The organism is Thorsellia kenyensis, assembly GCF_042432445.1.
In the GTDB taxonomy this organism is placed as follows: Bacteria; Pseudomonadota; Gammaproteobacteria; order Enterobacterales; family Thorselliaceae; genus Thorsellia; species Thorsellia kenyensis.
In genome coordinates, this window is the sequence record NZ_JBHLXE010000088.1 from 19,733 (window position 1) to 40,406 (window position 20,674).

General features: G+C 34.4%; 17 protein-coding genes and 1 pseudogene. 1 reads left to right on the plus strand and 17 read right to left on the minus strand.

The window, feature by feature from the left end; translation table 11 throughout:
- Nucleotides 1-2 precede the first annotated feature (2 nt).
- The 10 genes from fliO to fliF form a co-directional block, all read right to left on the minus strand.
- Complete coding sequence (gene fliO, locus ACFFIT_RS07965) at nt 3-449, minus strand: flagellar biosynthetic protein FliO (protein WP_385877125.1); 447 nt, start codon at nt 447-449, stop codon at nt 3-5.
- 5 nt (nt 450-454) lie between these two features.
- The gene (gene fliN, locus ACFFIT_RS07970; RefSeq protein WP_385877142.1) at nt 455-889 is read right to left on the minus strand and encodes a flagellar motor switch protein FliN; all 435 of its coding nucleotides are present in this window, start codon (nt 887-889) and stop codon (nt 455-457) included.
- 35 nt (nt 890-924) lie between these two features.
- On the minus strand, nt 925-1,923 hold the full coding sequence (gene fliM, locus ACFFIT_RS07975; RefSeq protein WP_385877126.1) for a flagellar motor switch protein FliM: 999 nt from the start codon (nt 1,921-1,923) through the stop codon (nt 925-927).
- Between the two features lie 92 nt (nt 1,924-2,015).
- Nucleotides 2,016-2,486, minus strand: a complete 471-nt coding sequence (gene fliL / locus ACFFIT_RS07980; protein ID WP_385877127.1) for a flagellar basal body-associated protein FliL — start codon at nt 2,484-2,486, stop codon at nt 2,016-2,018.
- Nucleotides 2,487-2,507: 21 nt separating this feature from the next.
- Nucleotides 2,508-4,067: a flagellar hook-length control protein FliK gene (locus ACFFIT_RS07985; protein WP_385877128.1), complete on the minus strand. Its 1,560-nt coding sequence runs from the start codon at nt 4,065-4,067 to the stop codon at nt 2,508-2,510.
- Nucleotides 4,064-4,504 carry a flagellar export protein FliJ gene (gene fliJ, locus ACFFIT_RS07990; protein ID WP_385877129.1) on the minus strand — a complete coding sequence of 147 codons (441 nt, stop codon included), beginning with the start codon at nt 4,502-4,504 and terminating at the stop codon, nt 4,064-4,066. The genes ACFFIT_RS07985 and fliJ overlap by 4 nt, the downstream gene beginning before the upstream one ends.
- An 18-nt stretch (nt 4,505-4,522) precedes the next feature.
- Complete coding sequence (gene fliI, locus ACFFIT_RS07995; RefSeq protein WP_385877130.1) at nt 4,523-5,896, minus strand: flagellar protein export ATPase FliI; 1,374 nt, start codon at nt 5,894-5,896, stop codon at nt 4,523-4,525.
- A complete protein-coding gene (locus ACFFIT_RS08000; protein WP_385877131.1) occupies nt 5,886-6,590 on the minus strand; it encodes a FliH/SctL family protein in 705 nt (234 codons plus the stop codon). The genes fliI and ACFFIT_RS08000 overlap by 11 nt, the downstream gene beginning before the upstream one ends.
- Nucleotides 6,583-7,575, minus strand: coding sequence for a flagellar motor switch protein FliG (fliG, locus tag ACFFIT_RS08005; protein WP_385877132.1), 993 nt, complete (start codon nt 7,573-7,575; stop codon nt 6,583-6,585). The genes ACFFIT_RS08000 and fliG overlap by 8 nt, the downstream gene beginning before the upstream one ends.
- Entirely contained in the window at nt 7,568-9,361 is a 1,794-nt protein-coding gene (gene fliF / locus ACFFIT_RS08010; RefSeq protein ID WP_385877133.1) for a flagellar basal-body MS-ring/collar protein FliF, read from the minus strand. The genes fliG and fliF overlap by 8 nt, the downstream gene beginning before the upstream one ends.
- Nucleotides 9,362-9,805: 444 nt before the next feature.
- On the opposite strand from fliF, the gene fliE reads away from it, so the two are divergent.
- Nucleotides 9,806-10,132 carry a flagellar hook-basal body complex protein FliE gene (gene fliE / locus ACFFIT_RS08015; RefSeq protein WP_385877134.1) on the plus strand — a complete coding sequence of 109 codons (327 nt, stop codon included), beginning with the start codon at nt 9,806-9,808 and terminating at the stop codon, nt 10,130-10,132.
- 526 nt (nt 10,133-10,658) lie between these two features.
- On the opposite strand, the gene ACFFIT_RS08020 is transcribed toward fliE, so the two are convergent.
- The 7 genes and pseudogenes from ACFFIT_RS08020 to ACFFIT_RS08050 form a co-directional block, all read right to left on the minus strand.
- Nucleotides 10,659-12,248, minus strand: coding sequence for a TerC family protein (locus ACFFIT_RS08020; protein ID WP_385877135.1), 1,590 nt, complete (start codon nt 12,246-12,248; stop codon nt 10,659-10,661).
- 133 nt (nt 12,249-12,381) lie between these two features.
- Entirely contained in the window at nt 12,382-14,040 is a 1,659-nt protein-coding gene (locus tag ACFFIT_RS08025; protein ID WP_385877136.1) for a dipeptide ABC transporter ATP-binding protein, read from the minus strand.
- A 15-nt stretch (nt 14,041-14,055) separates the two neighbouring features.
- Complete coding sequence (locus ACFFIT_RS08030) at nt 14,056-15,078, minus strand: ABC transporter permease (protein WP_385877137.1); 1,023 nt, start codon at nt 15,076-15,078, stop codon at nt 14,056-14,058.
- Entirely contained in the window at nt 15,079-16,176 is a 1,098-nt protein-coding gene (locus ACFFIT_RS08035; protein WP_385877138.1) for a microcin C ABC transporter permease YejB, read from the minus strand. It abuts the gene before it with no gap.
- Between the two features lie 18 nt (nt 16,177-16,194).
- A complete protein-coding gene (locus tag ACFFIT_RS08040; protein ID WP_385877139.1) occupies nt 16,195-18,078 on the minus strand; it encodes an extracellular solute-binding protein in 1,884 nt (627 codons plus the stop codon).
- A 166-nt stretch (nt 18,079-18,244) separates the two neighbouring features.
- Nucleotides 18,245-18,790, minus strand: a pseudogene (gene mepS / locus ACFFIT_RS08045) (bifunctional murein DD-endopeptidase/murein LD-carboxypeptidase); the annotation flags it as partial.
- A gap of 588 nt (nt 18,791-19,378) precedes the next feature.
- On the minus strand, nt 19,379-20,062 hold the full coding sequence (locus ACFFIT_RS08050) for a hypothetical protein (protein ID WP_385877140.1): 684 nt from the start codon (nt 20,060-20,062) through the stop codon (nt 19,379-19,381).
- Nucleotides 20,063-20,674 lie beyond the last annotated feature (612 nt).

Genomic DNA, 20,674 nt, shown 5'->3' on the forward strand with positions numbered 1-20,674 from the left:
AATTATTTTGACTTTTTATTGATCATTTGGTCAAGGGTGTTTTTAAAAGATTCACCTAACTTTCCTATGGTAGCATTTTGGCTTTCCCTTACCTGCTCATTATCAGCCGGTAAAGGACTTTTATCTTCTGAGCTAATATCGCTTTTATCTAAAAGAGTAATTTGAGATGAGGTCACACCGAGAGTAAGTAGGGTATCATTTTTTTTGATGATAACCACTTTCTCTTTAGTACCCACCGAAATAGAATCAATGATTGTAAGATGCTTTGACTTTTTAAAACGATTATTCGCTCCCATCTTTTTTACAATCAAAGCAAGCACAATGATAAAGCCAAGCACTAAAAATAAAGAATAATAAGCATCAGAAAAACTAGGTGTCTTATTGCTACTTTCAGGAACAGTCAATACGGTGCTATTTACTGCTTCGATGTCAATGGTTTTGTTTGACATAATATCTAGCTTTTATTGAGTCTGCGCATTCTTTCTGATGGTGTAATAATATCTGTTATACGGATACCATATTTATCATCCACAACAACAACTTCACCTTGAGCAATTAAATATCCATTAATTAGGATATCTAAAGGTTCACCTGCAAGACCATCTAAAGGAACCACTGAGCCTTGAGATAAATTTAATAGATCTTTAATGGCCATTTTTGTTTTGCCAAGTTGGACAGTCATTTTTACTGGAATGTCCATTATTAAATCTAAGTCTTTTGAATGCTGCGGTGCTGAATTCTGTTCAAGTTGTCCAAACGGGTCTTTGTCATTGTGAGATTGTGCAGTTTCCTCAGAAGATTCTGTTTCACCTTGCTCAGCAAAGGCATCAGCCCAAAGATCTTCAGCTGACGCAGCGTCTATTTCATCATTTTTTTCGTTGTCATTCACATCAGTTACATCGTTCATTTATCTATCCTCTAGTCTTATAAAATATATTTTTTGAGTACGGAGTCCATCATATCTTGAACCTTGATGGCATATTGTCCATTATGATTACCATATTTGCCAGTTAGTACGGGCACACCGTCAATATATGCCGTGAGCAAATCTGGTTTATCAATTGGCAGGATATCCCCCTTTTTAAGTGTTAGGATATCATTTACTCTGATAGGTATATTGACAAAATCTACGTTTAATTCCACTTTAGATGATTTAAGTTCAGTTTTCATTTGTAACTTAAAAAGCTCATCTTCACTTTGGGAATTTTCCAAAGGAGGATTTTTCAGCAACTCTCTTATGGGTTCTATCATAGCAAAAGGAATACATATACTAAATTCCCCCATAGCATTGCCCAACTCGATATTAAAGTCAGTCGTAACGACAATATCATTAGGCGAGGAAGTAATATTTGTGAATTTGATTTGTGATTCAGAACGAACAAATTCAGGTTCAATTTTATAAACAGCCGACCAGCAATCACTATACGCTTCTAGAGCCAATTTTAATAAGCGCTTAATAACTCGCTGTTCTGTCGGTGTAAATTCACGTCCTTCAACTCGAGTAGGAAATCGTCCATCACCACCAAATAAGTTATCAACAGCAATAAAAACTAAACTTGGTGAAAAAACAAAGAGGGTAGAACCGCGCAAAGGTTTTAAGTTCACCAAGTTTAAGTTTGTAGGAACCGGTAGGTTCTTAGCAAACTCATGATAGGGCATAGTTTTTAATGGACCCAATGTGATCTCTGGGCTTCGTCTGAATAAATTAAAATAAACAATCCTAAGTTGCCTTACAAACCGTTCATTGATAATTTCCAATGCTTGTAATCTTTCTCTAACCACTCTGCGTTGTGTGGCGGGATCATATTTCTTGATCCCTTTAGAGTTTGTATCTTTTGCATTGTCTGCATTTTTTTCTTCAGCAGGTTTACCACCGCCTAGAAGGGCATCTATCTCTTCTTGTGAAAGAATATCATCAGTCATAATTAGTATCTGATTCCAGTTAAAAAATTAACTCAATTAAAGTAAATGTCAGTAGCTAAAGCTATCTAAGTAAATACAAATTACAAACCAAATTATCTTAAAATAAATTTATTGAAAGAAATATTTTTAATTTTATTTGGCGGAAGTTGAGGGTGAACAGGCTGTGTCAAAATAGTTTTCATCTCTTCTGCCAGCTTAAGTTTCCCCTCTAATGTTTTAAGTTCAGTTTTAGTTTTTGACGAAATCAAATATAAAATTCTTGTATTCACTTCAGGAAGATAGTTGAATAAATTTTTTCTGTCATCATCTGTTTCTAACTCTAAACTGATAGCTACATAAAGTACATGGTCGTCGCCTTCGACTTCAGGTTGTAAATTGATTGTCGTTGGTTCTAATTCTAAAAAAATAGGTAGTGCAGGGGGAGGAGGAACTGCTGCATGACCTTCTGCAGGTGCTTTGCCTTTGATTAAAAAGAAATAGCCACCAGCCCCACCACCTACTAACAAAATGATTACAATGAGTAAGATAGTAATAAGTTTTTTACTTGATTTTGAATCAGCCATTTTCCGTATGCCTTTTGTTAATTAAATGAAATTATCTACACCCGCAGAACGACTTTTCATTCTATGGGGTGCATTGTGGTTTTCTTGTAGTACTTCTTCTGTATTTTGAATTATTTCTTCTTTACGTTTTAAATCAGTAAATGTAGTTTTAGCGAGTTCATTTTCATCAGCTTGGTTTTCAGACTCTGAAAAACCTACAAAGCTGTCTGATAAATCATATCCTTGTTCACTAAACGACTCTTTTAGTGAACCAAGTGCGCTTTCCATTGTGTGCCTAACTTGGGCATTCCCTGAAAAAAGTTGCAATTTAACTAAATTATCATCCAAAGACATTTGAATATGTATTACACCTAATTCTTGGGGATGGAGCCTTAATTCAGCGTTTTGAATGCCATTTTTGATAAAAAATAAAATCTGCTGTTTTAGCGCTGCTTGCCAAGCATCTGTTCCAAATTGTGTAGTTAGTTGACCTTGATAAGTTCTATTTACGTTATCCGCTACATTTGCACTCAACTGTGAATTATTTTCAGTGACTGTATTGGTTAATGTATTAAAATGGTTTAATTCAATCCCCAAGCTTTTTTGACTATTTGCAGAGAGTGCTGAGCTGAATTTAGCCAGTTCAATTTGTTCATTAATGTGTTTAATAAAGGCATCGCTATCGTTTAAATTGACCATGTCGTTATTTAACAATAAAGATTCAATGCCATTGCTATCATCTAATGAACCGTTTGCTTCAAATGAGTTATTTGATGATTTCACAATAGATTGAAGGTGATGTGATGCCTCTTTTTGAATATTAACAAATTGAATCAGTGAATTTAATGATTTAGACAACCCTTCTAGTGATTGAATCTCACTTTCGGGTAATGAGCCCTTTGTGAATAGTTCAAGTGGATTACTTGATTTTATATTCTCATTATCTACACTAATGGCTTTTAAATCCAACCTCCACTCTAGACGAGAGTTACTATCTTGCTTAATTAATTGATCAAAATGTGTTAATTCATTTTCCACTCTCATTTTTAGCGCTTCTGCATCAACTATGCTAGATTCAATAAAAGAGCCTACTAATTCGTTTAACTCTTTTAAATTGAGCTTTGTTAAAACAAAATCTAATTGAGGTTCACTCAGATGTAATTCATTAAACATGTTGTTAATTTTAGTAAGTATGTTTTGAACTCTATCAGTCCCTGCTGCGTTTTCTAAAGAGCTTATTAATTCAGATAGAGTTAATGAGAATTGCGCTAGGCCTTCAGAAGAAAGGGATGTGTTTATTTGTCCTAGCGCTTCTGTATTTTCATTCGCTTGATTACTATTTGAGTTTACAATGCCTAATATTAAAGATAACACTTCAGCAATAGGGTTAACTGGCTCTGAATCAGTTTCATTTTGCTTAGATATCTTATTAGATATAATTTCTTTATTGTTGCTTTTATCATTAGGTGCTACAAGTAGTTCATTTTTTTCATCAAGTATTTTATTGAATTCAGTAGTAATTTCATTATCTGTTATAAATGAACTTACTGAAGCTATTTCAGGTTTTTGAGTCACTAGATTTAACAAAATTGCATTATTCACAAATTTCTCCTAGGGCTACGAGCACTATATTCATCCATTAACTTTTGTTCAATTTTTTGTTCTTTTGCTTGTTGCAAAATTGCTTCACGTTTAACAAGAATATCGAAACTATTGACTTTTTTGTTTTTTTCTTGCCAGTTTTCAATTGCTAACTTTACTTTATTATCTAATTCGACCAATACCCTACGTTGTTGTAGTATGGCTTTATCCATTGAATCTATAAAACGCTCAAAATTATCCCAAGTATTTGTTGTTATTCCTGATTTTAGCATCTGACTTAATTGTGTTCTGTAATCTTCTTTGTATTCAATTAAGTCAAGAAGTTGTTTCTCGCCTGCTGCATAATTAAGTCTTGCTTTACCTAAATTTTCAAGTGCTTGACTTAGTTCTTCATCTGCTAAATTTTTTAATAATTTAAATTTTGATTGTTTAGCCATAAGTCTCGCACCTATTTCTTAAGGCATGAGCTCGTTAAATTCATTCAATGAGTATTCTAAGTCTGCTTGTTTATTAATCCCTTGTTGTAAAAATTCTTGCATCTTCGGGTATAATTTTATGGCTTCATCTAATATAGGATCGCTTCCTGGTGCATATGCACCTACATTGATTAAGTCTCTATTCCTTTGAAAAGAAGAGAGTAAACGTTTAAATTTCATCGTTTTACGTAAATGTTCATCATCTATCAAATCTGTCATCGCTCGGCTTATGGATGCTTCAATATCAATCGCAGGATAGTGCCCAGCTTCTGCTAAATATCTGGACAAAACAATATGCCCATCTAGTATTGCTCTTGCTGAGTCGGCAATAGGGTCTTGTTGATCATCGCCCTCAGTCAATACAGTATAAAAAGCGGTAATTGATCCTTTCTCATCTTTTGAATTCCCAGCTCGTTCAACGAGCGCAGGCAACTTAGCAAAAACTGAGGGCGGATAGCCTTTAGTTGCAGGAGGTTCTCCTATCGCAAGGGCAATTTCCCTCTGAGCCATGGCGTAACGAGTCAAAGAGTCCATGATAAGTAGTACATTGAGTCCTTTATCACGAAAAGATTCAGCAATACGTGTCGCATAATTCGCTCCTTGCAATCTTAGCACTGCAGAAACATCAGCAGGGGCTGCCACCACAACGGCACGTCTTAATCCTTCTTCTCCTAAGATATCTTCAATAAAACTTTTCACTTCTCGCCCACGTTCACCTATGAGTCCAACAACGATTACATCTGCAGTAGTGAATCGAGACATCATGCCTAATAGCACACTTTTGCCTACTCCTGAACCAGCAAAAAGTCCCATTCTTTGCCCTCTTCCAACAGTCAAAAGAGAGTTGATCGCTCTGACTCCTACATCTAATATATTTCTGATAGATTGTCTATCTAATGGGTTTATCGGGGGATTATTTAACATGGTCATTTCAATGTTATTAATCTTGCCTAGCCCATCTAGTGGTTGACCTGAAGCATCAATTACTCTGCCTAACAAGCCTTCACCAATAGGCAATTTCTTTATCGCAATTTTATGATTTTCATCATAAACTGGGCATATTTTAGCACCCAATTCAACACCATCCATCTCTACTAAAGGCATAAGGTATAAACGCTCATCATTGAATCCAACCACTTCGCATTCAACGTCAGTAGAGTATAAACTTCTATCTCTTTCTACCCTGCATGACGCCCCAAGGGGAAGCATCAGACCGGTTGCTTCAAGTACTAATCCTGCAGCTCTGATCAGTTTTCCATAATAATTTACTTTTGGAAGTGCCATAATTTCTTTAGCTAATCGTTCCGATGAGCTCGACAATGACTCCAAACAAGAAAGATTATTATTTATCATGGAGAAATATGCCTTCTGAAAGTTTAATTATTTCTTGCCATTTACTTTCAAGGGTAGCATCGATCTCCTGAGTATCAGTTTCAATGATAAAACCACTTTTCACTAAAGAATCGTCTTTGATCATTTTCCAATTATTTTGGGCAAATAACTGAGTAATACTCCCTTGAATGAACGTCCAGTCATTAGGATTTATTCTTAAAGTTAGCTGTCTAGGAGCCAATGGCAGTTTCTCTAATTCATCCATTATTTTTTCACTTAATTCACCTTGCAATTCATCAATTTTATTTCCAATGAGTGATTTTGCGGCTGCAAGCGAAATAATTAACATCTTTTCAGGTAATAAATTGTTTGTATTATCAATCAGTTTATTAAATTGAGAAAATAGGTTTTCAATTTTTTCTACAAACTGATCTTGTTTGATTGCTGCTTCCTCTTCAGCTTTCTGCTGTCCATTTAAATATCCTTGTGATTCTCCTTCAGAAAGTCCTTTTGCAAAACCTTCTTCGTAAGCTTTTTTTAATTCATCAACTATCAATGATTCACATGAAGATTGAAAATTTGCACGTTCCTTTTGTAATTCCTCTTTTAGTGATTCTATCTCAATTAATTTTTGAGCATAGTTTGAAGCCGCATCTGTTGCATTAGCATTAAAATCTTCTAAATGCCATGGTGACCAAGATTGGCTATTAGACATAGTCGTCCTCACTTCCACCTACATTGATTTCACCACTTTCTGCAAGACGCCTTACAATCATCAAAATAGCTTTTTGTTCTGTGTCTACCTGAGACATTCTGACAGGGCCTCTGTTGTTCAAGTCATCGCGTAGGATTTCTGCTGCACGTGAAGACATATTTTTGAGGAATTTTTCTCGAAGATCTTCATCAGAACCTTTAAGTGCCACAAGTAATGACTCACCTTCGACATCTTGAAGTATGCGTTGGATACTTCGGTCATCAACTTTAATAAGATCTTTGAATAGAAACATTTCATCAATAATTTTTTGTGCTAATTCTCCATCAAAAGATTGCAATGCTTCGATAACGGCGTCATGCTGATTTTTCTTGAAGTAGTTAATAATTTCAGCGGCAGTACGTACACCACCCATTTTGCTTCTTTTTACATTTTGTCCCATTAATTGACTATTCAACACCTCGGTTAATTCAGAAAGGGCGCTGGGCTGTACACCACCAAATGTGGCTATTCTTAACATTACATCATGACGCAATCTGTCATCAAATAGAGCAAGGATGTCTGCGGCTTGGCTTCTTTTAAGGTGAACTAAAATAGTAGATATGATTTGTGGATGTTCATCAGCTATTAATTCAGCAGCAGAGTTAGGATCCATAAAGTTCAATGTATCCATGCCATTTGTTTCACTACTTTGTAATATATCATCAAGAATATTCGCAGCTTTTTCTTCGCCAAGTGACTTATTAAGCACTTGTTTCAGATAATCACCAGCATTTACACTAAGAGCAGCATATTGTTCAACATCATCCTCAAACTGGTTAAGAACTTGGTTTAACTGTTTTTGAGAAATTTGTTGCATAGTTATTATTCTTGCACTGATTTCCTGAACTTCGTTCGAAGAAAGGTGTTTGAAGACTTCAGCTGCTCGATTTTCACCTAAAGTCATTAATAAAATAGCACTTTTATCTATTCCTGTTAATTCACTCATTGTTTGATATCCATTGACGTACAACTAAAGCAACCACACGTGGATCTTTGTCAGCAAGATCACGAATTCTTTGAATTTTAACTTCCGTAGTGACACGTTGTTGTGAGCGTTTATGTCTGACTAAATCTTCACTCGTTAGACCGTTAAAATCAGCAGAAGAGAGAGGACCAGAAGTTAAACCTCCACTAATTTTTTGCAGAACGATAGCCTCACTACCATCAGACGTTGGATTGATAATTACATTTTCATCTTCATCATCACTGTCACCTCTGCTAGCGTCAGTTTTATTAGCCTCTTGCTCTTCCGTTTTACGCGCAATGAATGGTTTAACCAATTTACGCCACAAGATGAATGCAACGATGAGAACTAATAAATATTTCAAAATAGTTATAGCTAGATCGATAAAACGTTGTTGCTGCCAAATTGGGATAGCAGTTTCAACAGGATCAAGATTAGCGAATTTAGTATTAACAATCGTTAAACTATCAGGTCTAGGTCTTTGTTCATCAAATCCAACCGCCTGCTTGACCAAATTTTCGATTTCAGTTCTTTGTTCAGGCGTTAAAGGAACAAATTCACCTTCTTCATCTTGCAAATAGTTGACAACAACCGCAACAGTAATTCTCTGAATTTTGCCAACCTGTTCTTTCGAGTGACGAATTGTTCTATCGACTTCAAAGTTTATGGTTTCATCTTTTCTAAGTACAGTTGAACTACTGTTATCTCCATTTGTTAAATCAGTAACACCTGGAGGTTGAGGCTGGTTCGCAGGCGCAGTCGGGTTATTGGGTTCAATTGGCGCAGTAGCAACAGGATTTGCCTGATTCGTTAATGCCCCAGGTACACCTACGGCAGTCGCGTTGGCATCAGCTGAATTATTCTGGCTGATTTGTCTTGATCTGACGGCCGGTTCATTATTAGGGGGCTGGTTTGGACCATAATTTTCTTGGGTATATTCCATGATAGCAAAATCCATATCCAAGGTCACCTGAGCCCTGACATTACCATTACCTACAACAGGAGCCAAAATGTTTTCAATGTTTCTTTTGAGGCGCTGTTCATTTTCTTCAATGATTCTGAGTTGTTCTGCATTGCCTGCAAGGCCTAAAGAGGAAGAACGATTGGTCAGCAGACGACCATTTTGGTCAACAATAGTTACATCATCAGGATTTAATTTCGCCACACTACTAGAGACAAGATAAACAATTGCATTTATTTGAGTTTCTTCAAGTACTCTACCGTTGTGTAATTTTACAGTAATTGAAGCACTAGGATTGGTTTGCTCTCTTACAAAAAGAGATGGTTTAGGTATTGCAAGATGCACTCGAGCACTAACTACTGAATTAAGGGATTGAATTGTTCTGGCCAGTTCACCTTCTAAGGCTCTTTGATAATTGACTTGCTCTGCGAATTGACTAATACCAAATGTATCTTTGTCTAATAACTCAAAACCAACAGTCCCTCCTTGAGGAAGACCTTGTTGGGCAAGTTTAAGACGCGTATCAAAAACTTTTTCAGATGGAACAAGTATCGTGGCTCCATTATCTGCTAATTGATAAGGGATATTCATTTGTTCTAGTTGTTGTACAATTGTTCCTCCGTCTCTTGCTTCTATGTTGCTAAATAACACATCAAAGCTTGGACTTCTTGCCCATAAAAGTAAAGAAACAACTATTGCAATTGCTATTGAAGCAACAATTGCAAGGAGTAGAACTGGACTATTTTTTATTTTATTAAAGAATTCTTTAATGCTAAATTTTGATTCACCTTGTACTGGCGCGTTCATAGTATTTCCTTCTTAGCTATTACAAGGTGAGTAGCATTACCTTTAACTGTAGTAATCAAAGTATACCTCTTGAGGCTGTATCAACAAATATGTAAGTATTATCATGTACATTAAAATTCAATAATCCTTCTTATTATGCAGTTAAATGAGTAAAACTGCAAAGAAATATTTCTAATTAATTTACATAACATTACTTACTTGTTTAACTATAACATCATAATTTTAAAAATATTTATGTAGTTTATCTTAAAAATAACGGTTAGTCTTGTAAAAAAAAATTATTTTTTGTAATATATGAAACATTCTTTTGAGGATTCTAACAGCTTTATTTTGTATATTACTTGAATTAACTTGAACTAAGTGTTCAATTAATTTCAAAAGTTTTTTTTCATGCTATGATCAACCTAAGTATATTTTGTAAACACTTCTCAAAGGAGACTAATTGTGGCAATACCCTCTATAAATAATGTGCTAAATCAAATGAACACTATTTCAAACCCTACGCCAATAAACACGCAGGGTGTTTTAGAAAATTTTACTGCCCAACCAGTAGAATTTGCCTCTTTTTTATCTAGCGCCTTAGACAAAGTCAGTGCAGCACAAAATAGCTCAAGAGCACAAGCTGAAGCGTTCGAAAGAGGTGAGCCAGGGATTGATTTGACTGCGGTCATGATTGATTTACAAAAGGCAAGCGTAGGAATGCAGTTAACAGTCCAAGTGAGGAATAGAATTGTTCAAGCTTATCAAGAGATAATGAATATGCCTGTATAAGTATTTGTTTTTATTTGTTTTTATTTGTTTTTTTTGTTAAAGGGCAGAGCAGAGTGAGTCAAAATAATACATTTTTTTGTTAACATTTTTTAGAGCTGCACCTTTTAAACCCATATACTCAATGCTCCTTACTGTTCAGCTCTTTGGCGTTTATTGACATTACTCAAGCAACAAATTACTCTTTTTACACAAAAGAATGAAGCCTATATATCAATTCTCTTCGATTTTGTTAAGTCTACCATGCTAAAAGGTAGACGCAGTTCTTATATTGAAGCTTCTATATGAAGCTTTGGTTAAGTGTTTTTGCAAGATTTTTCACAATCATGAATGGGTGAAAATGCCAACAAGTATCATCGAACCTATCTCCAGCCATACTACGTTTGCATATACGTTTAAATAATTCTTTGCGTTTTTTACTGCTTGTCTTTGCTCATTTTCTTATATTTCTAGTCGTCATAAAAAATGAGCAAAGTATAGATTCAAAGTATATGTCAATCTACAGTCTAAACTGATGAGCGATCAGCTACTATTCTTCGTTATCGTCTAAAGGTAAAATTCTAACTTGATCAATTTTATACCCTTGCATTTTAGTAATGGTGAAGGAGTATTTATCAATAATAATGGCATCTCCTTCTTTGGGAATTGACCCAATATCTTCCATGATTAAGCCACCTATTGTGGTATATTCCCGTTTTTTAGGTAAATTGATATAAATTTTTTGTAATAAATCTTCAATTGGCAGTAATGCTGAAACTAAAATTGATCCATCGTTATCTTGAGTTATTTGGCGCCTTTCATCTATATCTTCTGCGGCCGTAGGAAATTCCCCTGCGATTGTTTCCATTATGTCTGTTAGTGTAACGATACCCTCAACTGTCCCGAATTCATTTGCAACAAACGCAAAATGTGTTTTAGCTTGTCTAAATTGATCTAAAGCACTTAGAAGAGTTAAATTTTCAGGGAATACCAAGGGTTTTTGCAGAATATCATCAAGGCGCAAAGGATGATCATTTAATTTTTGTAATAAAACATCGATGACATGCACAATACCTGATGGCTCATCAATCTGAGGTGATTTTTTAACTATCAAGCGCGTATGAGGTTGTTTTCTTAATAATTCATATAGTTCACTTTCTGTATCAGTTAAATGCGCATAATTAATATGCTGTCTTATTGTCATAATACTAGAGACTGTGCGTTCATGTAATTTTAAGATTTGCCCAACCATTAATCTTTCTTGTTGGTTAAAAGCATCAATAGAAGCCTGCGTGGATATCTCTTTATTAGACGTACTACTTGTATCCTTTTCAGAATTTATGTCATTTTCGTCTACATCTTTACCATGCAGAAGATTGAGTACAGCTTGAGCTGTTTTTTCTCTAAGTGCTTTATTCTTAAAAAAAGATTTTTTTCGATTAAATGACGCGATTTGGTTAAAGAGCTCTATGATTAAAGAGAAAGCAATTGCTGCATATAAATAGCCTTTAGGAATTTTCACACCAAATCCTTCAGCTACCAAGCTAAAACCTATCATTAATAAGAAACTTAAGCATAATATTACTAAGGTCGGGTGCTTATTTACAAATCGGGTAAGCGGTTTACTCGCTAATAGCATCAAACCTATAGCAACTGACACAGCAATGATCATTATACTGATTTCTTCTACCATGCCTATCGCTGTGATAACAGAATCTAATGAAAATACAGCATCTAATATTACAATCTGTGTTACTACAACCCAAAATTTAGTTGTTTTTCTTGTTTCTCCCGAGTGATGATCTTCACCTTCTAATTTGCTATTTAGCTCCATCGTCGCTTTAAAAAGCAAAAATAGCCCCCCTGTAATTAGAATTAAGTCACGGGCATTAAATGTATGACCAAAAAGGGTGAAAAGAGGGGTGGTTAGGCTAGCTAACCATGAAATTCCAAAAAGTAGACCAACACGCATTATTAAAGCTAAGCTTAGACCCATAATTCTTGCTTTGTCGCGTTGATGTTTTGGCACTTTTTCTGAAAGAATGGCAATAAAGATAAGATTATCGATTCCAAGGACAATTTCTAATAATATTAAAGAAACTAATCCTGCCCAGGCCGTTGGATCTGCAATCCATTCCATTTAGTGAATACCCCTTTTATTAATCTTAAGAAATAATTTGTTATAATTTATTGAAGTTTAAATGATTAAAAATGAACACAATTGTAATAGAGCTAGAAAATAGCCCACTATTGTAACAATTTAAGTAAGGCTTTTATATTACAGCATCAAGCAGCATCTGTGTATAATAATTTTGTGGTTTTTCAAAAATTAACCTAGTATCATTGGATTCTACAATTTCACCTGCCTTCAGTACCACAGTAAAAGAGCACAACTGCTTAATTAGGTGTAAATCATGGCTGATAATAATATATGTAAGGTCGTGTTTTTTTTGTAGTGAAATTAATAGATTAATAACTTGTTGTTCTGTACTTTTATCTAAAGCAGAGGTAGGTTCATCTAATATCACTATTTTGGGGTTGAGCACCATAACGCGAGCAATAGCAATACGTTGTCTTTGTCCCCCTGAAAATTGATGCGGATATTTATGAATAGAGTCCCTGTCTAAGCCAACGTCTTCTATTATTTTTTCTATTTTTCCTTTCTTTTCAGAAAAAGAAAGTCCGGGTTCATGAATTGTAAGCCCCTCCGAGATGATTTCAAATATGGTCATTTGGGGATTCAAAGAGGAATATGGATCTTGAAAAACAAGTTGGATCTCTTTTCTATAAGGCCTAAATGCTTTCTCACGCATTTGGCTTATTTCAGTATTTTTATAATAAATTTGGCCTGAGGCAGGCATAAGTTGAGTTATCGCAAAAGCCATAGTGCTCTTACCCGATCCAGATTCGCCCACTATGCCTACATTTTGTCCTGTTTTAATATCTAAGTTAAAATCTTTTAAAATCGGTTTGTAGGACTTTTGAAAAAATTTGCCTTTACTTTGCACAGCTACCTTCAACCCTTCAATTTGCATTAGACTTTTACTATCTTCCAATTTTTGTTGCGTAATAAAAGTGGCATCTGTGGCATTTGAATTGATAAGTGTTTTGGTGTAACTATGATGAGGCGATTGGAATAGTGCTTTGGTATCTTGATATTCAATACATTGCCCTTTATACATGACCGCGACTTTATCAGCTATTTTTTTTACCAATTGTAAATTGTGGCTAATAAAAATAAGCGTCATACCATACTCATTCTTTAACCGCATCAATAATTCAATGATCTGTTTTTGTGTTGTTACATCAAGCGCTGTAGTCGCCTCATCTGCTATGAGAATTTTAGGATTTCTAAGTATAGCCATCGCAATGATAATCCGTTGCCGTTCACCACCAGAAAATTGGTGCGGATAATTATCTAAGCGCTTGATAGGATCTTTTACGCCGACATTTTGTAAAAGTTCAATGAGTGTACTCAGTCTTTCTGATTTATTAATTTTTTTTAGTTTAGTATGATGATCAAATACTTCTAAAAGCTGTTTTTTTATTGTATGTACTGGATTAAGGGCAACCATAGGTTCTTGGAAAACCATAGCAATGTCTTCACTTCTTAATTGCCTCAGTTGGTTTTCATTCATTGAGAGGATATTTTTATTATTAAATATAATTTCTCCGCTTTGGTTCTTTACTAACGCTGAAGGTAAAAGTTGAAGTACACTCAGGGCACTTAGACTTTTACCAGAGCCAGATTCGCCTACAATACCTAATACTTCATTAGAATATAGCCTTAGATTCAATCCATTAATTAATTTTTTTTCTGTTTCTGTGTGCAAAAAGGATTCTCGATTCTCTAAATTATCATCTAGCGCAACTGGAGTAGTGATGAGAGTGAAGTTTTTAAACTCTAAAATACAATCGCTATTTGAATTCATTTTGCGCCTCATAGCTTAAGATAAGTTAACATTAAAAGCATCTCTTATGGCCTCACCAACAAATACAAGAGACGTCAAAATCGATCCTAAAAATAAAAAGGAAGTAATGCCTAACCAAGGAGCATCTAAGCTATTTTTTCCTTGTAGCAAGAGATTACCAAGGGAGGGATATGAAGAGGGTAGACCAAACCCTAAAAAATCTAGTGAGGTGAGTGTAGTTATTGAACCTGTCAAAATAAAGGGGAGGAATGTTAATGCTGAAACCATCGCATTAGGCAAAATGTGTTTACGCATTATTCTTATATTACTAACGCCAAGTGCTCTTGCTGCTCGTACAAAATCAAATTGTCTTACTTTTAAAAACTCAGCACGTATTAAATCCACCAGCCCCATCCAACCAAAGAGGACGGTAATGATTAAAAGCCAGGTAAAGCTCGGATCGACAACGCTTGCAAGTAGTATTATTAAAAATAAGGAAGGTATACCTGACCAAATTTCCATAAAGCGTTGTGAAAATATATCAATCCAACCACCATAATAGCCTTGTAATGCCCCAACCACTATACCGATTAAGCTAGAAATTAAAGTCAGAGCAATACCAAATAATAGGGAAATTCTAAATCCATATAAAAGAAGAGAGAGAACATCTCTCCCTTGATTATCAGTACCCAACCAATTAGTCGAATCAGGTGCGGAGGGAAAAGGTTTATTACTGGTATAATTGATTGTGTTAAAACTAAAACGGATAGGAGGCCAAACGATAAAGCCATTAGACTCAATTTTTTCGCTGATTAAAGGATCATTAAAATTCGCGGGAGAGTCAAACGGCTCACCAAAAGCACTTTCATTAACTGGTTTAATAAAAGGAAAATACCACTCATTAGCATAATTGACCATCAGCGGCTTATCATTTGCAATTAATTCAGAAAAAAGAGATATCAACGTGATAAAAAAGAAAAAATATAAAGAGTAGACGCCACGCTTATTTTTTTTAAAACGCTTTATTCTCAAACGATTGATCGGACTAAGTTGCAGCATTTAATTATTCCTTTCAAATGTAATTCTAGGATCGATCCACATATAAGTCAGATCACTGATAATTTTTACTAAAAGACCTAGTAGCGTAAAAATAAAAAGTGTGCCAAACATGACAGGATAATCACGTTGTAATGTAGCTTCATATCCCAGAAGCCCTAGGCCATTTAAAGAAAATATTACTTCTATCAAAACTGAACCTGTAAAAAACATACCAATAAATACGCCTGGAAATCCAGCAATAATAATTAGCATCGCGTTTCTAAAAACATGTCCATATAAAACTTGGTTTAATGAAAGTCCTTTAGATTTGGCTGTCACTACATACTGTTTATTGAGTTCAGAAAGGAAACTATTTTTTGTGAGCATCGTCAGTCCTGCAAAACCACCTATAACAGTTGCTATCACAGGGAGTGTTATGTGATGAAAATAGTCAAGTACTCTTTTATATAGGGGCCACTCTTCACTATGCAAACTACTTAGTCCTCTTAAAGGGAACCATTCAAAAAAAGATCCTCCAGCAAAAAGAACAATTAATAGCATCGCAAACAGAAAACCAGGTATTGCAGAGCCAGCTATAATCACTAGGCTTGTATAAAAATCAAATTTCGACCCCTCTTGTAACGCTTTTTTTATCCCTAATGGAATGGAGATAAAATAAATAATGAGTGTACTCCATACACCTAAAGAAATAGATACAGGAAGTCTTTCTTTTATTAGCTCTATGACAGAGGCGCTTTTGAAAAGGCTGTCACCGAAATTGAATTGAGCATAATCCTTAAGCATATTAAGGTATCTTATATGAATGGGTTTATCAAAGCCATACTGTTTTTTTATTGCTTCAATATGTTCTGGATCGAGTCCACGAGAGCCTTTGTAGCTGTTTTCCAATGCGCTACTCTGAGGATCATTTTGTCCGCCAGTAATTTTACTCATAGCAGATTGATGAGTATCCATGGCATTTTCACCCAATTCAATTTTAGCGATCGCTTGCTCGACTGGCCCACCAGGTGCTATTTGTACAATAAAAAAATTTAATGTAATAATTGCCCAAAGTGTGGGTATTAATAAAAATAGCCGTTTTACAACGTAATAAAGCATAGTATCGCCTTTTAAATATTATTTTGTTAGGGATTGCGCCTTTGTTTCATCAAACCACCAGGTATCTAATCCTATATCTAATGAAGGATAAGTTTCCGGCATTGAAAATTTATTCCAATAGGCAAATCTTGTTTTAGATGCATACCATTGGGGAATCATATAGTGTTGCCATGTTAATATTCTATCTAGCGCTCTACCAAGGATCACAAGACGATTTTTGTCGCCTTGGGCTTCAATAATTTTATCTATTAGGGTATCTATAGCAGGGTTTTTAACACCGGGTGCATTGTATGTCGAATCAATGAAACTTGAATGCCAATAATAAAGTAAAGAATCATCCGGATAGGGAAGAGTAGGGTAATTCTTAATTATCATATCATAATCCCTATCGCGTAATCTTTTGACATATTGAGATATATCTACCTCTTTGATGGTCATTTGAATGCCTATTTTATTTAAGGCCTGTACAAAAGGAGTTAGATGCTCAAGAGGAGAACCAGAATAACTAAGAAGTTCAAAACGCAACTGCTCATGAGTTTTTTGATCTATTAATTTACCGTCAATCAGTTCATATCCTGCGTCTTTAAGTAAAGCTAATGCATTTAATAAATTCTGTCTTGAAAAAGGATCACCATAATTATTGGGCGGAATTAAAGCTTCATCAAAGACCTTGTCAGTAAAGTGTTCACTGAGCGGTTTAAGAATATCAATCTCTTCCTGGCTGGGTTTACCTTGAGCACTGTAAGGAGAGTTTTGGAAAAAACTATTTACCCGAGTATAGCTTTGATAGAAATACTTTTCATTGAGAAATTCAAAATTAAAAGCATGACTGATGGCTTCTCTGACACGAATATCTTGAAATTTAGGTTGATTAATATTAAAAACAAACCATTGAGTGGATGTTGGAATGGTATTCTCTCTCTCTACTTTAATAATGTTACCATTGGCAAAGTTAGGCCCTTTATATCCTGTGATCCAATTTTTAGCTTTAGATTCCAATTGAAAGTCAAACGCACCGGTTTTGAAGGCTTCAAATGCTACATTTGCATCCAAATAGTAGTCATAGCGGATTTTGTCAAAATTATATTGGCCTTTATTGACAGGTAAATCTTTAGCCCAATACCCTTTGACACGTTCATAGATAACATATTGTCCCATTTTATATTCACTAATTTTATATGGACCACTGCCTATGGGCGGATTTTTTTGTGGTTCACCTAAATTTTTGTCTTGCCAATAATGTTCAGGAAGGATATTTAATGTAAGGAAATTGGACAATAATATTTTATCAGCTCTTGGAAGTATAATTCTGAAACTTAAATCATCAATTATTTCGAGTTCAACTCCAGCAAATGCTTTGGCAAATTGTGGCACACCCTCGTTATTAAATTTATCGAAGGTAAAGAGTACATCAGTTGCTTTAATAGGAACATCATCATGAAATCTTGCTTGAGGATTCAGTTCTACTATAGCCTGACTCAAATCATCTGCAACTTTAATTTTTGAAGCGATAAGAGGATAAAAACTGCTCGGATCATCTAAAGATTGAGTAAAAAGAGCGTCATATAATTCCCCACTTCTTTGAGCGGCTACTCCTCTTAACGCAAATCGATTAAAGTTATCAAAAGTACCAACTGCAGAAAAAATAATCTCCCCTCCTTTAGGGGCATTTATATTAACATAGTCAAAATGCTCAAATTCTGCAGGATATTTAGGATCACCTAATAAACTGATGGCATGAAAGGGTTTAAAAGTGGATGATTCTTCTATTGAGGCAGTAGGATTATTTTGTGTATTTATCCCAGCCAACGCAGATAAAGAAATACTGCAGAATAGAATAAAAGAGGTAGTCTGTTTAGCTCGAAAAATGAAATAAAAAGTAGATATCAGTTTTATTATCATAATTGTTCCAATATATATTAAGGTTATGTATAGAGTATAACCTTAATATATGCTTTAGAAAATACGATTAACTGTTTTTGGATGTTTTTTCGTTAAATAAAGCTTTATTAGTTTTGTCTTTAATACTTTTAGGATTTAAATTTGAAGCAGATTTAACTCCTTTAGTATTAAGAACGCGTCTCGCTTCTCTGAAGCGATTTTTCCAGTAAGAGTTATTCATGTCGGAAATAATGACACCTTGAGAAGTTGAAGCATGAACAAATTTATTATCGCCTATATATATCCCGACATGTCTACCGGTAGAACCTGCATTAAAAACAACCACATCACCGTTAACTAGTTCTTTTTTATTAGCAACTTTTTTACCAATTTGTTCTTGTTCATATGTTGAACGAGGCAAGGTAACATTAAATTGTTCTTTAAATGTCAGTTGCACAAAACCGGAGCAATCAATTCCTTTACGGGAGCTTCCACCTAACCGGTATTTTACACCTTTCCAGCTAGCATATTGCTCAAGGACTTTTTTACGTGTATCTAAGCTGTTAACCATATACTCAAAATCTGATTGAGAAGATTTTAGAGAATTGGATAATTCAGTGGGTTTTTCTTTATTAGGAGCAGCACATCCAACTAAAACTAATGAAATAATACCTAAAAAAACAAATTTTACACGATTATTAGTTGAAGCTTTGTTTGATGATGAAATTTTCATAAATTTAAAATTTTAGTCTTGAAACTTTATTGCGTGTTTCAAAACTTCCCTTGTTATGTTTTATTATCTTACTTAGCTGTGCAAAATATGTGTTTACACATTGCTTAAGGCAGATATTCAGTTAGTCAGTATAAATTTTCTTGTCGTATGATATAGCAAAAAAGATTTTAATTCTACCTTTAAATCTTTTTTATATAAAAAATCATCGAACTTATCATTCCAAAAGGCGATTATGTAAAATCAATAGGCTGTATTAAATTGAAATTAGTGTTTGACATAGTTGCAAAGTTGGTAATTACGAACGATTTTTTAGTGTGGATTAGTTAAAATTTAAGATCTCACTTATGCTTAACATTAAGAAAAATTCTCATGCTCTAAAAACGTTTAAAATGGTAAAAAATTATCAAATTGTTCTAAATCCTTAAAAAAATAGAGGTCACTGCCTCGAAGTAATCAGGTGTTTAAAAAAACTGTACTAGTAAACTGATTGCTGCAATTTAAATGTCCTAGATCCTTTAGATGTTAAAGGGAAAACTATGTGGCTGCTATAGTAAACAGGTCATATAAAAAGCTAAAGCGGTTAAAAATTCAATATATTTTATCATAATCCACTAGTGATAAATACTGACTTAAAACCCACCCATTATGTTCCTTTCCATTGCTATCGTAAAAAATCACTCGACTATAATCAAATTTTTCTTCAGTGAGCTTAACATAATCATTAAGTACTATAAATTTATCACTTTTCTTAAAAGAGCCTTCGATATATTCATAAAAATATAATCGTTTAATACCTTGTACTTTATAAAATCGTTCTTTTAAAATACAGTAATTTAGAGGGGATAACCATTTTTTATTAAATTCTATCTCATTTGAATTTTCTAAATTCACATCAAATGATTCAAGCATTTCGTTCGAAATATTAAACCTATAAAACCCTACCCAGAAGCCTCTCCCCCCTACATTTTCTGAGCTAGGAATATTATGCCTTTCTGGATAATCATAATAAACACTAATATCAATCAGTCCGAAATTATTGAAATCTTCAAAAGTCACATCTACATCAAAGTTAGTGTTTTTAGGAATTCCACTCTTCTCCTTAACTATTCCACTAGCTTTAACTGTTTGTTGTACTGTGTCACTACTAAGAATCAAACTTCTAACATATACACTACAAACTTCTACATCATGATAATAAGATGATTCCTCTGAAAACACATCTAAATGATATCCCAAAAAAAACAAAGGAAATATTATTTTTTTATTGAACATTTTATTCTCCTTTTTAATTTCGTATGAAATCTAGGCCTTTCACTCATAACTAACTCTTTAAATTAGAACGTACTATTTCATCGCTCTAGCTATGCCAAGTAGGCCAATCACCATTCGTCCTTTGAATAAAATACTGAATATTCCATTCAAAATATGCTGGAGTATACCCAATGGAAATTAAGATACAAATTTTAGCACCTGAAAATTATCACTAAGCCTTGTTCGTAGTTATGGAATGATTGTGGGTAGAGTATTTACGAAAAGTCCCAATACAGCCGCACGAAATTTATTTTTCGATGGAAAATATTGGTTATTTCTCCATTTTTTTTATGACCTTCCATAATCGCTCAATTGATTTTAAATTCGGACTATATGGGGGGTAAATAATGTATCACTATCCCTACTTCTAATGCTTTTTCAACGACAACATCCGACTAATTGTAACCTTCACCATCAAGAATGATATCATTCGATGGATCTTATAAGCAATTGATTGTGTGCTGTGAAGTTAGCTATTAGGTGGCTAACATGCTTTATCTAAGATGATGGTAGGCCCACCAGCATCGGCTGGCAAGAGCAGGTGCTAAATCGGCTCCAGCTGCGTTATTTAAG

What these genes read in the sequence shown, in the direction of transcription:
- ACFFIT_RS08040 (WP_385877139.1), bottom strand. Translation starts at nt 18,078, where the DNA reads ATGATAATAAAACTGATATCTACTTTTTATTTCATTTTTCGAGCTAAA.
- ACFFIT_RS08020 (WP_385877135.1), bottom strand. Translation starts at nt 12,248, where the DNA reads ATGGAATGGATTGCAGATCCAACGGCCTGGGCAGGATTAGTTTCTTTA.
- fliM (WP_385877126.1), bottom strand. Translation starts at nt 1,923, where the DNA reads ATGACTGATGATATTCTTTCACAAGAAGAGATAGATGCCCTTCTAGGC.
- fliL (WP_385877127.1), bottom strand. Translation starts at nt 2,486, where the DNA reads ATGGCTGATTCAAAATCAAGTAAAAAACTTATTACTATCTTACTCATT.
- ACFFIT_RS08030 (WP_385877137.1), bottom strand. Translation starts at nt 15,078, where the DNA reads ATGCTGCAACTTAGTCCGATCAATCGTTTGAGAATAAAGCGTTTTAAA.
- ACFFIT_RS08035 (WP_385877138.1), bottom strand. Translation starts at nt 16,176, where the DNA reads ATGCTTTATTACGTTGTAAAACGGCTATTTTTATTAATACCCACACTT.
- fliF (WP_385877133.1), bottom strand. Translation starts at nt 9,361, where the DNA reads ATGAACGCGCCAGTACAAGGTGAATCAAAATTTAGCATTAAAGAATTC.
- ACFFIT_RS08050 (WP_385877140.1), bottom strand. Translation starts at nt 20,062, where the DNA reads ATGTTCAATAAAAAAATAATATTTCCTTTGTTTTTTTTGGGATATCAT.
- fliO (WP_385877125.1), bottom strand. Translation starts at nt 449, where the DNA reads ATGTCAAACAAAACCATTGACATCGAAGCAGTAAATAGCACCGTATTG.
- ACFFIT_RS08000 (WP_385877131.1), bottom strand. Translation starts at nt 6,590, where the DNA reads ATGTCTAATAGCCAATCTTGGTCACCATGGCATTTAGAAGATTTTAAT.
- ACFFIT_RS08025 (WP_385877136.1), bottom strand. Translation starts at nt 14,040, where the DNA reads ATGAATTCAAATAGCGATTGTATTTTAGAGTTTAAAAACTTCACTCTC.
- fliG (WP_385877132.1), bottom strand. Translation starts at nt 7,575, where the DNA reads ATGAGTGAATTAACAGGAATAGATAAAAGTGCTATTTTATTAATGACT.
- fliJ (WP_385877129.1), bottom strand. Translation starts at nt 4,504, where the DNA reads ATGGCTAAACAATCAAAATTTAAATTATTAAAAAATTTAGCAGATGAA.
- fliI (WP_385877130.1), bottom strand. Translation starts at nt 5,896, where the DNA reads ATGATAAATAATAATCTTTCTTGTTTGGAGTCATTGTCGAGCTCATCG.